Consider the following 12,996-nt stretch of genomic DNA (forward strand, 5'->3'; position numbering starts at 1 on the left):
CATCCACCACCAGACCCCACCCCAGACCCCACCATTCCCGTACGCGTGATATGTCCCCATCGTGTCGGAGCTCTGAAAGGCGGAACTCCGGCGACGAACGCTGAGACATGTCCGTGACTTTCGCGGTAATGTCGACGGGTTGGTTTCCGCCGGGGTGGATCCGGCCGACTGGGAGGAGCCCCCGTGAAGAACGCCGCGATTCGCCCCGCCGACTGGACCGGAGCCGGCCGCCGGGCCACTGTCCTGGGCTGCCTGTTGCTGGCCGGCTCGCTCGCCTTCGCCGGCTGCTCATCGAACAGCCCCAAGCCCGGTGCAAAGGCCTCCGCGAGCGGTTCGGGCACCGTGAGCAGCTCGACGCCGGAGCCCTCAGGCGTCGCCACGGCGTCGGGCAGCGCCGGTCCCGTCACGGCGGACTCCCTCTCCGACCCCCAGCTGGGTTACACCGTCACCACCATCCCCGCCGGCCTGGACGTCAGCCAGGTCAAGATCCTCCAGGACTTCGTGGCCTACGACCAGATGTCCTGGACGCTATGGGTCGGCGGCGGCCAGGACATCAGCAAGGTGACGACGGTGACCACCGGCAACCTCCAGCAGCAGCTCACCAACGATGCCGCCGACATGAGGAGCAAGGGGCAGAAGGTCCGGACCCCGGTCAGGGTCGCGGTCTCCGAAATCGTCATGAGCGCCGACGGCCAGAGCGCCACCGTCTCCTACTGCGTGGACATGACGCAGGTGAGCTTCATCGACGCGCAGGGCAAAGACGTCACCGACCCCGCCAACAAGGCCCAGATCCCGGCGAAGAACACGATGGTTCCCGGCAGCGACGGGCGCTGGCTCGCCTCCGAGGAGGAGGAGACCGGCGAGCCGAACTCCTGCTCGGTCGGCTGACGAGGCGAAGCGCGTTCACACAGGTGAGCCCCTGTTTCAAGTGAGGCTTGGCTTGCCTGTGAATCATAAGTAACACCCACGGAGGCTGGCGAAGTAGTAAAGTAATGGCCATGAACGCAGACACTGTCACCACCCCGTCCATCAACCTCTCCTTCACCGCCTCCGCCGCCCTGAGCGACAACCTCCAGCGCGTCCTGACCGACCTCATCGCCCTCGAGCTCGTGGGCAAGCAGATCCACTGGAACGTCGTCGGCCCGAACTTCCGCGACATCCACCTCAACCTGGATGACGTCGTCGACATCGCCCGCGAGGGTTCCGACGAGGTCGCCGAGCGCATGCGCGCCATCAACGCCGTCCCCGACGGCCGCCCGGCCACCGTCTCTGCCGCCACCACCGTCCCGGCCGCCCCCGAGGGGGAGATCCTCACCAGCGAGGGAGTGGCCTACATCGTCTCCGCCATTGAGGCCGTTGTCGGCACCCTGCGCGGTGTGGACGAGGACGTCGACGGCGAGGACCCCACCTCCGCTGGCATCGTCGAGGACCTCATCGGCAAGCTCGAGCAGCAGGCATGGTTCCTCTCCTCCGAGATCCGCAAGCCCGTGCGCTGAGGACGGCGGTTCCATAGCCGACGACTGTGGGCGGCTCCGGATGATCCGGAGCCGCCCACAGTCTTTCGTGTATCGGCTCACCGCGGGGCGGGCTCCGAAGACGCGGAGGTCAGTGGTGGCCATGGGGCGAGATCCCCATGAAAAAATTGTTGGTCGGTAGTGACGAAACCGTGCGGGAAAGGTATGGTCGATTTACTCGTGACCGCGTGGATGCTGATCGTGTCGGGGTATGGAGGTTGGCCGTGTTTCACCGTCATCGTCATTTATCTGTGTGGAGTGGGCTGCTCCTGGCCGCTTCATGCGCACTCGCAGGCTGTTCCTCGAACAATGGGAAGCCGGAATCCACCATTCCACCCATGAAAGATTCGGGCGCTGCGAAATCTGCGACGGCAAGCGCCTCGGGCAGTGATGTCCCCGTGACTGAGGACTCGCTGTCGGATTCGAAGACCTCGTATACGGTCGTATCCATTCCGGACGATCTGGATGCGGAACAGTCCCAGGTGGTCAAGGCCTATGTCGCCTACGATCGGGCGACCTGGGAGGCCTATCGGGACATGAAGGGAACTACCAAGGTCGAGTCCGTTACCACCGGGGATCAGTATCAGGCCTTCAAGAAGGTCTATGACGAGCGGGCCACCGCTGGGCAGCACGTTGAGGGTGAGGCCAGTACCACCATTAACTTCGTTCAATTGAATCCCGATGGATTGTCGTCAACGATGACGGTGTGTGCCGATGAGACGAAGATTCGCCTGGTTGCTCGGGATGGTGCGGAGGTGCCCTCGGATGACCTCGGCCATACGATTTCCCTCGTGGTGAGACTCATCAGAAATCAGGACGGGTGGGTTGTCAACTCCTCCTCGGTGGAAGGTGTGGATCAGTGTTGAAGGCAATGGTGAATCGCGCCGGCCTGGTGGCGGCGGCGTGTGCGGTGATCGCTCCGCTCGGCCTGCTGCCCTCGTCTCCGGCCTTTGCGGAGGGTGGCGGTGTCTCAGGGCACTCCTCCTCGAACACTGACGGCGGAGTCACCATCTCCGTATCGGTCTCCTATAACTCCGCCAATCCGGGATCGAGAGGCTCTGGGAGGACAACCACGTCCAGTCGACAGATTGCGACGAAGGCGAAACCGGTGTGTGATTATGCGAAATTTTCTTCTGGTGCAGAGCTGGGGGCGGTGTTTAATGTATGGAAGGACAGCAAAATGTTCGGTACGTTTCCTCTCTTCGAGGCAACCGCTCCTGAGTTTCAAGGTTGGGAGAGTCACGTGAACGATAATGAAGGCTATTGGTATGTTCCATCCTGCAGCAAACCGGATGGAATGAGTGCTGAGGAATTTGACAAGTTGTCTGCAGATTATCATGCCAAGAATGACTCGGTGTTTATTCCTGCAGGTGGTCAGCCTCCTGCGCCGGTGATAGATGGTGGGACTTTGGCCAAGGCGGCTTGGAAGGCGGTGGAGATTCCTCCTCCGGTGGTGGAGACGAATCCGCGGATGGATGGTGGTGTGCAGACGTTGGTTGGTGTGGAGAACTGGGTGTGGGCGAGTGAGGACACTCCTCAGTCGGTGACGGCGACGGCGACTGCCGGGCCGGTGACGGCCACCGTGACGGCGAGTTCGACCGGGTTGACGTTGTCGGCCCCCGACAGCGAGATCTCCTGCCAGGGTTTCGGCACGCCGTGGCAGTCCGGGATGGCTGAGGGGAGTAGCCCGTGCACCATGACTTTCACTCGCAGTTCCGAGCACCTGGGTGGGACCAGCACGGTCAATGTGGGGGTGTCCTACAGCGCTTCCTATACGGCCACCGATGGTAGTCAGGGGGATCTGCCCTCGGTGTCCACCTCTGGGACCCTGTCCATCAAGGTGGGGGAGGCGCAGAGCCTCAACACCGACGATCAAAAATGACACCGAGGCCGGTTGGGAGGAGAACCTATTCTCCTCCCAACCGGCCTTTGGGTACAAGCCATACGAGAAGAAGTGGTCTGGGAGCATTGCTGCTCCCAGACCACTTCTGACTGCCGACCTCGTGTCCGCTTACTCGATGGCGGTGACGGGCGGGAGGGGCTCCAGGCTCTCTCCGTTTGCGATGATGAGGTTGTTGTAGTTGTTCGCGACGTCGTTGGCGCCGTCAGCGAATGTCTGCTCAAACGCCATCAGCTTCGGCTTGAACTCTTCCCAGGCGGCGCGGAAGTTGGTCGCGTTCGTGCTCTCCCACACCGCATTCGCCAAAGCACTGTCAGTCTGCTTCTGGATGTCATTGGCGTACTGCACGTCATTCTTCAGGGCGTCGTACAGTGCCTTGAGCGAATCGAATTCTGCCTGAATCTTGGGCATGCCGATCTCCTTGTCTGGATGAATTCGTATATTCCGAGTGGGTCCGCGGAATCAGGTCGCCATTGGTAGGGCGCCTGGGTACAACCTTCTACGGCAAGTATTGGGGAGTCAAGGGGAAAACTACCCGTTGTCTTAATGTGGGGATAGATCCCCATGGCATGGAGAGAGGTTAACACCCATGCTGTCTTCTGCGTGATTCAGAAGAATGTGCTGCGTAAGCCTCGACTGAATGACCTAATCGAATCCCGACTTGTACGAGGTATTCCCTATGTCGCCCCGTTTGTCTGGGCGCTCTTCCGAGCGTCGTGATCGCAACTCTGATGAGAAGAAATCGACTCGTTCTCGTCAGGGCGTGGATGGCGCACGTCTTCCTTCGGCGCCGCGCGAGCGGCGGCCCTTGCTGGCCGCTCTCGCCGTGCTTCTCATCGTCGGCGGTGCACTGCTAGCGGGCTTGTTGGCCAATCAGATGGACCAGCGGGTCCAGGTGCTGGCCGCGGGGGACACGATTCAAGCCGGAGAGGTCATTACGAAGGAGGACCTGATGAGTGCCTCGGTCTCCTCCGATCTGCGCACGCTGATCCGCGCCGACCAGATCGATCAGGTGGTTGGGCGTACGGCGCGGGTCGAGGTCTCCAAGGGCCAGCTCCTGGATACCTCCCAGATCGCGACGACCCCGATGCCCGGTGGGGACAAGCAGGTCGTCGGCATCTCGGTCGCCTCCGGCCGTTTCCCCGCCGGGGGCCTCGGCTCCGGGGACGTTGTCAACGTCGTGGATGTCGGTACCCAGTCGGTCTCCGTCGATGACGCGCAGGTCCTCAAGGCTGTTCCTTCCTCCGGTACGGACAACGACTGGACCTCGGGCGCCGTCATCTCCCTCATCGTCGACAAGAAGGACGCCGCCAAGCTCGCGAGCGCCTCGGCCAACGGCACCATCGCCGTGGTCCAGACCGCGACCAACCAGCCGATCAAGGACAGCTGATGCTCATCTCGATCGCCTCCGCGAAGGGGTCTCCCGGCGCCTCGACGAGCGCCCATGTGCTCGCCGCGGTCTGGCCCCGTCCTGCCGTCCTGGCCGAGCTCGATCCGGCCGGATCCGACCTGGTCTACCGCGCTCGCTCCCGTGACGGCCTCCCGCTGGACAGCGACCGGGGTGTCGTCTCCCTGGCCGCCGCTATCCGTCGGGACCCCGACGCCCCGCTGCAGGACCACCTGACCCTCATCGAGGGCGACCTGCCGGTCCTCGTGGGTTTATCCCGCCCGGACCAGGCGACGGCCATCGGGGCGGGCTGGCTCGGACTGGCCACCAGTCTGCACCAGCAGGGAGACGTCATCGCCGACGTCGGCCGGCTGGCTCCCGGCGCTCCGAGCCTGGGTGTGGCCCTGGCATCCGACATCGCCCTGGTGACCGTGCGCCCCGGTGTGGAGAACTACGGCCACCTGCGCGAGCGCCTGTCCTGGATCGTTGCCGAGACCTCCCGGCGCTCCGAGCAGGCCCGGCTCGGCATTCTGCTCATCGCCCCGTGGAAGGCCCGCCACGAGGCCGATGACCTCAGCCGGCTGCTGCGCGGCAGCGGCCTGGAGATTCCCATCGTCGGGGCTCTGGCCTTCGACCAGAGTGCCGCCGACTCCCTCGCTGGACGCCGCTCCCGCCCCCTGGGGCGCACTCTCCTGGTGCGATCCGCACGAACCGTCGCCACCGCCCTGGCCGGAGTCGCCGTCAATGGAGGTGCAGCATGAGCGTTGACCAGGGACTCGTCCGCGACATGCGCGAGGAGGTTGCCGACCTCCTGGCCCAGCAGCGGCGCGACGACGCCGGCTCCGGCATCCCCCCGATGTCCCCCGAGGATGAGCGCCAATTCGCGCGCGCCCTCATCGGCCGCGTACTCGAGCAGCACGCCCGCGCCGAGATCGCCGCCGGTCGCAGTCCGATGACCGCCCAGGAGGAGGAAGAGGTCTCCCAGGGCATCCACGCAGCTCTGTTCGGCGTCGGTCGCCTCCAGCCGCTGCTGGACAACAAGGATGTCGAGAACATCGACATTAACGGCTGCGACAACGTCTTCATCCAGTACGCCGACGGCCGAGAAGAGCGCGGCGCACCGGTGGCCGAGTCCGACGAGGAGCTCATCGAGCTCGTCCAGGTGCTCGGCTCCTACTCCGGTCTGGCCTCGCGCCCCTTCGACTCCGCCAACCCGCAGCTGGACCTGCGCCTGCCGGACGGCTCGCGTCTGTCCGCGGTTATGGAGGTCTGCTCGCGGCCGTCGATTTCGGTGCGCCGCGCCCGCCTGGACCGGGTGGGCCTGGAGGAGCTGGTGGGGCTCGGATCGCTCACCCCCCGACTCGCCGCCTTCTGCTCGGCGGCCGTGCGCGCCCGCAAGAACATCATGATCGCCGGCGCCACGAACGCGGGCAAGACCACCTTCCTGCGCGCCCTGGCCAACGAAATCCCGCCCGAGGAGCGCCTCATCACGGTGGAGCGCGCCCTGGAGCTGGGCCTGGGAGAGTTCGCCGACCTGCACCCCAACGTCGTCGCCTTCGAGGAGCGCCTGCCCAACTCCGAGGGCTCTGGGGCGATCTCCATGGCGGACCTGGTGCGGCGCTCACTGCGCATGAACCCCTCGCGCGTCATCGTCGGCGAGGTCCTCGGCGACGAGATCGTCACCATGCTCAACGCCATGAGCCAGGGCAACGACGGCTCGCTGTCCACCATCCACGCCAATTCCTCCTCCGAGGTGTTTAACCGGATCGCCACTTACGCCATCCAGTCCGCCGAGCACCTGCCCCAGGACGCCACCAACCTCCTCATTGCCGGCGCGGTCGACTTCGTCATCTTCCTGACCCGGGAGAACCGTTTCTCCCAGGGCGGGGGACTGCGCCGCTTCGTCGCCTCCGTGCGCGAGGTCAACGGCGTCGACGGGAGGGTCCTGTCCAGTGAGGTCTTCGCCGACGACGGCTCCGGCATCGCCCAGCCCGCCGCACCGATCGCCTGCGTCAGGGACCTCATGGCAGCTGGTTACGACCCGGCCGCCTCTTATCAGAGGGGGGCGGCATGAACGAGTCAACGGCCATGACGGCCTTCTTATCCGGAGCGCTCATCGGGGGAGGGATCTTCCTCCTGATCGGCTTCTTCATAGGGGTCGACCTGCTCCCCACCCCGGCTGCGGGGGCCTCGGCCTCGCTGCGCGAGCACCTCAAGGGGCTCTCGGGGCGGCTCATCATCAGCCTTGGCACTGGGGTGGTGCTGCTGATCGTCACGCGCTGGATCGTCCTCGCCGGAGCCGGGATCGCCCTGGTGCTCGTCTGGCCGTTGCTGTTCGGCGGCGCGAAGGAGGAGAAGCACGCGGCGGCCAAGATCGAGGCCCTGGCCACCTGGGCCGAGTCCCTGCGGGACACGATCGCCGGTGCGGTGGGCCTGGAGCAGGCGATCCCCGCGACCGCCTACGCCGCCGCCCCGGTCATCCGCGAGGACCTGGCCCTCCTGTCCGATCGCATGCGCGTGCGCGTGCCCCTGCCGCTGGCGCTGCGCCAGTTTGCCGATGGCCTCAACGATCCGACGGCGGATCTCATCGTCTCCGCCCTCATCATGAACGCGCGCCTGCGCGGCCCCGGCCTGCGTCAGCTCCTAGGCGCTCTGGCGGATACCGCCCGCTCCGAGCTCGACATGCGCCAGCGCGTCTCCGCCTCCCGCGCCGGCACCCGGCGCTCGGCCCAGATTGTCGTCATCTTCTCGATCGCCATCATGCTGGGTCTGGCGATCTTCAATCGCAGCTTCGTGGCCCCCTATTCCAGTGTGCAGGGGCAGTTGGTGCTGGTGGTCGTTGTGGCGCTCTTCGCAATAGGCATGCTCTGGATGCGGCGGCTCGCGGGCGTGCGGCTGCCACGGCGCTTCCTGATCGCCACCGCGCAGGCCGGAGGTGAGGAAGCATGATCACCTGGATCCTCCTCGGAGGGGCGATCAGCGGCGCAGGCGTCCTCTTCCTCATCCTCATCGTCGCCCCGCCTGTCACCCAGCCCGCCGCCGCACTGGCCGAGCTGGATACTCGCCGCAACGAGGGACGCATGCGGCAGGATGCGCGCAGGGTCAACCCCTCAGAGGCGGAGGTGCCCCAGTGGGCTGATGACCTCAGCCTCAGGATCGCCGCGCTGGCTCGACGGACGGGAGCCGACCTCACCTTCCTGACCGCGGACCTGTCCGTGGTGGGGCGTTCCCTCGAACGGCATCTTCTCACCTCCCTGTTCCTCGGGATGGGCGTCTTCATGGCTCCGATGGCCGTTGTCGGACTCATGCAGGTCATGGGGGCTCCCCTGGGCTGGTCCATGCCGCTCCTGGTCAGCATGGTCCTGGGGGCGCTGGGCCTGCTCCTGCCAACGGCCCGCCTGCGCCGGGAGGCCGACGACGCCCGTCGGGACTTCCGCCACGTCGTCGGCTCCTACCTGGACCTGGTGGCCATGTCCCTGTCAGCCGGTCGCGGCGTCCCCGAGGCGCTCGACGCCGCCTCCAGCCTCTCCGACGACCCCGCCATGGTGCGCATCCGCAACGCCCTCGATGTGGCTCGCCTGCGCGGCGACACCCCGTGGACCGCCCTGGGACAGCTGGGCACCCAGCTGCGCATCGACGAGCTGCGCGACCTGTCTGCCGCCCTGGCCCTCGTGGCCGAGGACGGCGCCAAGATCCGAGAGTCCCTCGGCGCCAGGGCCTCCAGCATGCGCCGCCGCGACTTGGCCGACGCCGAGGGCAAGGCCGGAGAGAACTCCGAGTCGATGCTCGTGGCCCAGCTCGTCGTCGCCATGGGATTCATCGTGTTCCTCGTCTATCCGGCCCTGACCGGAATCATGGGCTCGTTTTAGGTCCAGCAGTCATCCGTATCCAGTTCCGACTCACACCTCGAAGAAGAAAGAAGAAACACCATGCTGTCCCTACTCGTCACCCTTCAAATACTCGCCGGCGACGTGCGCGACAAGGTGGGGCGCCGCCTTGCCGAGGAGAAGGGCGCCTCCACCGTGGAGTGGGTCATCATCACCGGCTTCCTCATCGTCCTGGCCGCGCTCGTCGGCCGCGCCATTTACGGCTTGGTATCCAATGCCTCTGACGGCCTCAAAGCGCCCACCCTCGGCAACTAGCGCAAGGTCGGTGCCCTCGTGAGAACGTGGAGGAGGCGCGTCATGAGCCGCTTGGGCCAGGAGGTGGGAGCCTCCAGCGTCGAGCTGATCATCTTCTTCCCGCTGCTCCTGCTGGTCGTACTGATCACGGTGCAGGTGGCCCTGACCTGGTACGGCAACGAGGTCGCCATCGCCACCGCTCGCGAGGTGGCCCGGGAGGCGCGCGCGAACTCCAAGGGGGGCGACCTATCCGCCGCCGCCAAGAGCAACGGCGCCGCCTACGCCCGCAAGGTGGGCGGCAAGGCGCTTACCGACGTCGAAATCGACGTCTCCACCACGAGCGACCAGGTCACGGTGCGCGTCTCCGGGAAGTCCCTGGACGTCGTGGCTGGCCTGTCGCCGCGCGTCAAGGCCTCGGTGACCTCAGAGCGGGAGACCTTCCGGAGCGACAGATGAAACACCTCAGAAAGAAGCAGGCCCGGCGTAGCGCCATCGAGGCGGCCGGCTCGGAGAGGGGGACCATGTCCATTGAGATGGTGGTCCTCGTCCCGGTGCTGCTGCTCATCACCATGGTGGCCGTCGCCGGGGGGCGCATCGTCTCCGCCCAGGGGATGGTCGAGGCCGCGTCGCGCGACGCCGCTCGGGCCGCCTCCATGGAGCGCTCCGTGGGCGCCGCCAGCACGGCCGCCAACCGGAGCCTGTCCCAGGCGGACACCGCCAACGCCAGCTGCTCGGCCGGCGTCGACGTCGGCGGCTTCCGCCGCGGCGGAGCCGTCACGGTCTCGGTCAGCTGCCGCGTCAAGCTCTCCGACCTGGGACTGGTCTTCCTGCCCGGCACCACCGTGGTCAAGGCGGAGTCGAGTGCGCCGGTGGACCAGTGGAGGGGGACGCGATGAGCGGGACCACGATCTTCAAGAGGCTCCGAGAGCACCCGGAGCGGGGCTCGATATCCGTCTACGTCGTCATCATCGCGGCGGTTCTCATGCTCGTAGCGGGACTGTGCATCGAGGGGGGACGCGTCCTCAACGCGCGTGCCACCATGGCGGATCAGGCCGAGCAGGCGGCCCGCGCCGGGGTCCAGCAGCTGAGCATGGCGAAGCTGCGCGACTCCGGTGTGGCCTCGACGGACCCGGCAGCGGCCTCGTCTGCGGCCCGGAGCTACCTGGCCCGCAGCGGCGCCGCCAAGACCGCGACAGTCAAGGCCTCCTCCGACCGGGTCTCGGTCACCGTCGAACGCGACGTCCCCACCACGATGCTGCGACTGGTCGGCGTCACATCCATCCACGTCACCGTGACCGGAGAGGCCCGCAACGCCTTCGGCCCAGAGGAGAGAAGGAGGCCCAGATTGCCGAAGACTGGCAACGCCATCGGCCTCGAGGGGAGGCAGAACCCATGACCACCGCATCGAGACGACGCCGCGCCCAGGCCGCCGGCCCCCAGCGGTTCCAAGCGCCCGTGCGCAGCGCCCGGCCCCCGGTATGGCGATCCCTGCTCTCTGGCCTCGTCCTCGCGGCCGTCATCATCGGCTTGCCCGCCGCCCTGCTGGCCACAGTGGGCCCACCGCCCCTGCCGACCGGCGTGGACATGAGCGTGTTGTTCACACAGGCCGTCTCCTTCGACGTCGTCGTGGGTGTCCTCATCTGGGTGCTCTACCTGGCCTGGCTGCAGTTCACGGTGTGCGCCCTGGTGGAGGCCGCCTCGGCCATCAAGGGGCACGGCGTTCCCGGACATGTCCCGCTCTCGGGCGGTATGCAGTCGCTGGTGCGCCGACTCATCGCCTCGGTCCTGCTCCTGGGCGCCGTCAGCGGACCGGTCGCCGCGGCCGCCGCCCCCGTCGTGGAGGAGCCGACGCCGGCCGTAGCGGTGAGCCAGGACGTCTCCTCCCAGCAGCCCGCCACCGCCGACGACTCCCAGGCCGACGGAGCCGCCACCGCCTCGCAGGGCGCCGACAGCGACCACCAGTACATGCGCTACATGGTCAACGGGGTCGAGCTCGACCAGGAGATCGGCGCCCAGCTCGTGGGGCAGCGGGTGTACATCGTCCAGCCCCCGGAAGGCCGCTACCACGACAATCTCTGGGACATCGCCGAGCGCAACCTCGGTGAGGGCCGCGCCTACTCCCAGATCTACGACCTCAACGCGGGCAGGGCGCAGCCCGACGGCGGCTCCCTCGAGCTGGCCCGGCTCATCCAGCCCGGCTGGCTCCTGGTGATGCCCGAGTCCGCCACCTCCGTGGCCCGGGTCGAGGCCATCCCCACGACCCCCGCCCCGGCCCCGGCTGCGCCGACACCGCAGCAGCAGGAGGAGGGCAACCACATTCCCGCCGGACTCGGGCAGGACCTGCGGGACATCGCCCCCGTCCAGATGCCGGCGATCGGCTCGTTGCTGGCCGCCTCCCTGGTCTCGGGGCTCGTCGCCAGGCGCCGGTGGCTGGCGGGCGCCTTCAACGAGGACTCCGCCGAGCTTGAGCGCCTCCTGCGTGTCGGCGCCGATGAGAGCCGCTCGCGGCGCCTCGACGCCGTCCTGCGCTCTCTGGACGATCTGCCCGGAAGCCCCCGCCCGTACGCCGTCGCCATCGACGACGATGCCTGCTACCTGCGCATGGCGCGTCCCCTGCCGGACGCACCCGCCCCGTGGCGGGCGCAGCAGGAGGGGATGACCTGGGCGCTGCGCGCAGGCCAGGAACCGCCGCTGAAGGACCGGCCCTGCCCCCTGCCCGGGCTGGTGACGGTCGGCCGCACCCCTGAGGGCGCGGACATCCTCATCGACCTGGCCTTCGCGGATGGAGACGTGATCGTCACCGGGGACCCCGCCATGGCGGCCGAGGTCGTCTCCGCCCTCGCCCTGGAGCTGTGCACCAACCCCTGGTCGCGGGACGCCGACGTCGTCGGGACGGGCCTGTCCGCCACCCTGCACGGGGTCGCCGGCCAGCGCCTGCAGACCCCCGAGAGTCTCATGGGGCAGGCCGCCCTGCCCGGCGTCGGCGGGGTCCTGACCGGGCGCCGCCCGGAGACGCAGACGACCTTCATGCTCATCGGCAACGGGGCGACGCCTCCTCCGCTCCCACCGGGACGCAGCTACGCCCTGGTGCGCACGGACTCCAACCGGCAGGGGCGCTGGACGATCGAGATCGATGCCTCCGGCACCGCCCGCATCTTCCCCCTGGGCATCATGGTCACGGCCTCGCGCGCTACCGAGGCGGAGATCGCCGCGCTCGAGGGCCTGTTCGCCCCGGTCGAGGAGACCCACGACGACGGCCGCCCGCCGGTGCCGGACCCGCCGATGCCGCCCCTGGCCACCGCCGCCCTGCGCGCCGCCTCGGTGCGCATCCAGGTCCTGGGCAACACGCTCGTGGAGACGGCGGGGGCGGTGGACCAGGCGCGCCGCTCCATCCTCACCGAGGCCGCCGTCTGCGTGGCCCTCCACCCCGAGGGCATCCGCCCCTCCATCCTGGGCGCGATGCTCTGGCCGCTGGGGGCCACCGCGGACGTCGTGGGGGCGACCGTGGAGCGGTTGCGCAGCTGGCTCGGCCAGGACTCCCAGGGGGCGCCGCATCTGCGCGAGGACGCCGAGGGCCGCCTGGTGCTGGGGCCCGGGGTGGTCCTGGACTGGGACGTGCTGCGCTCTCTGCTGGACTCCTCCCGCAGGTGCGCGCCGCAGCAGGAGGTCGAGCTTCTCACCGAGGCCTTGCGTCTGGTGCGGGGCCCGATGGTCTCCGACGCCGCCGAGGGGCACTACACCTGGCTGGCCCGGGTCCGTGCCGCCCGGCAGTTCGATGCACTCGTGGTGGATGCCGCCCATCGGCTGGTCGAGCTCATCGGGGACACCGATCCCGACGGCGCCGCCACGGCGATCGCCACGGGCCTGCAGGTGGTCGAGCTCGACCAGGGGCTGTGGCGCGACCGTCTGCGCCTGGCCTCGCGCCGCGGCCGCGGCGAGCTCGAGCAGGAGATCCGCATTCTCCTCGACGCCGCGGGTGCCGATGACCTTGACCAGATCGACCCCGCCACGGCGGCGCTCGTCGAGGACCTCTCACCGGGGCTCTCTTTGGGCCGTCGCCCCGCCTGAGGAGTC

General features: G+C 67.8%; 15 protein-coding genes. 14 read left to right on the top strand and 1 reads right to left on the bottom strand.

The genetic code is table 11. From position 1 onward, the window contains the following. Window positions 1-183: 183 nt before the first annotated feature. From FK256_RS00700 to FK256_RS14495, 4 genes are all read left to right on the top strand, one after another. Window positions 184-888, top strand: a complete 705-nt coding sequence (locus tag FK256_RS00700; protein WP_141423333.1) for a hypothetical protein — start codon at window positions 184-186, stop codon at window positions 886-888. A 110-nt stretch (window positions 889-998) separates the two neighbouring features. Continuing rightward, window positions 999-1,496: a Dps family protein gene (locus FK256_RS00705; protein ID WP_211343501.1), complete on the top strand. Its 498-nt coding sequence runs from the start codon at window positions 999-1,001 to the stop codon at window positions 1,494-1,496. Window positions 1,497-1,852: 356 nt separating this feature from the next. Continuing rightward, complete coding sequence (locus tag FK256_RS00710) at window positions 1,853-2,380, top strand: hypothetical protein (protein ID WP_141423335.1); 528 nt, start codon at window positions 1,853-1,855, stop codon at window positions 2,378-2,380. Beyond that, complete coding sequence (locus tag FK256_RS14495) at window positions 2,374-3,396, top strand: hypothetical protein (RefSeq protein ID WP_244936083.1); 1,023 nt, start codon at window positions 2,374-2,376, stop codon at window positions 3,394-3,396. The genes FK256_RS00710 and FK256_RS14495 overlap by 7 nt, the downstream gene beginning before the upstream one ends. Window positions 3,397-3,525: 129 nt before the next feature. Here the strand turns inward: FK256_RS14495 and FK256_RS00720 are convergent, their stop codons facing one another. Continuing rightward, the gene (locus FK256_RS00720; RefSeq protein ID WP_021605968.1) at window positions 3,526-3,825 is read right to left on the bottom strand and encodes a hypothetical protein; all 300 of its coding nucleotides are present in this window, start codon (window positions 3,823-3,825) and stop codon (window positions 3,526-3,528) included. A 268-nt stretch (window positions 3,826-4,093) separates the two neighbouring features. Between FK256_RS00720 and FK256_RS00725 the strand changes: the two genes are divergently transcribed. The 10 genes from FK256_RS00725 to FK256_RS00770 are packed head-to-tail and all read left to right on the top strand — an operon-like array spanning window position 4,094 to window position 12,990. Continuing rightward, entirely contained in the window at window positions 4,094-4,804 is a 711-nt protein-coding gene (locus FK256_RS00725) for an SAF domain-containing protein (protein WP_141423336.1), read from the top strand. Beyond that, the gene (locus tag FK256_RS00730; RefSeq protein WP_141423337.1) at window positions 4,804-5,562 is read left to right on the top strand and encodes a CpaE/TadZ family protein; all 759 of its coding nucleotides are present in this window, start codon (window positions 4,804-4,806) and stop codon (window positions 5,560-5,562) included. The genes FK256_RS00725 and FK256_RS00730 overlap by 1 nt, the downstream gene beginning before the upstream one ends. Further along, the gene (locus tag FK256_RS00735; protein WP_009234820.1) at window positions 5,559-6,875 is read left to right on the top strand and encodes a TadA family conjugal transfer-associated ATPase; all 1,317 of its coding nucleotides are present in this window, start codon (window positions 5,559-5,561) and stop codon (window positions 6,873-6,875) included. The genes FK256_RS00730 and FK256_RS00735 overlap by 4 nt, the downstream gene beginning before the upstream one ends. Continuing rightward, a complete protein-coding gene (locus tag FK256_RS00740; protein WP_141423338.1) occupies window positions 6,872-7,750 on the top strand; it encodes a type II secretion system F family protein in 879 nt (292 codons plus the stop codon). Before FK256_RS00735 ends, FK256_RS00740 begins: the two co-directional genes overlap by 4 nt. After that, window positions 7,747-8,670 (top strand): type II secretion system F family protein, encoded by a 924-nt coding sequence (locus FK256_RS00745; protein WP_021605966.1) that lies wholly within the window; start codon window positions 7,747-7,749, stop codon window positions 8,668-8,670. Before FK256_RS00740 ends, FK256_RS00745 begins: the two co-directional genes overlap by 4 nt. A gap of 60 nt (window positions 8,671-8,730) precedes the next feature. Next, complete coding sequence (locus FK256_RS00750) at window positions 8,731-8,943, top strand: hypothetical protein (RefSeq protein WP_021605965.1); 213 nt, start codon at window positions 8,731-8,733, stop codon at window positions 8,941-8,943. A gap of 42 nt (window positions 8,944-8,985) precedes the next feature. After that, on the top strand, window positions 8,986-9,378 hold the full coding sequence (locus FK256_RS00755) for a TadE/TadG family type IV pilus assembly protein (RefSeq protein WP_141423339.1): 393 nt from the start codon (window positions 8,986-8,988) through the stop codon (window positions 9,376-9,378). Beyond that, on the top strand, window positions 9,375-9,818 hold the full coding sequence (locus tag FK256_RS00760; protein ID WP_009234825.1) for a TadE/TadG family type IV pilus assembly protein: 444 nt from the start codon (window positions 9,375-9,377) through the stop codon (window positions 9,816-9,818). Before FK256_RS00755 ends, FK256_RS00760 begins: the two co-directional genes overlap by 4 nt. Next, entirely contained in the window at window positions 9,815-10,318 is a 504-nt protein-coding gene (locus FK256_RS00765; RefSeq protein ID WP_141423340.1) for a TadE/TadG family type IV pilus assembly protein, read from the top strand. Before FK256_RS00760 ends, FK256_RS00765 begins: the two co-directional genes overlap by 4 nt. Beyond that, complete coding sequence (locus FK256_RS00770; protein ID WP_141423341.1) at window positions 10,315-12,990, top strand: AfsR/SARP family transcriptional regulator; 2,676 nt, start codon at window positions 10,315-10,317, stop codon at window positions 12,988-12,990. Before FK256_RS00765 ends, FK256_RS00770 begins: the two co-directional genes overlap by 4 nt. The last annotated feature ends 6 nt before the right edge of the window (window positions 12,991-12,996 follow it).

It is taken from the genome of Actinomyces johnsonii, from assembly GCF_006546835.1.
GTDB classification, from domain to species: domain Bacteria; phylum Actinomycetota; class Actinomycetes; order Actinomycetales; family Actinomycetaceae; genus Actinomyces; species Actinomyces johnsonii.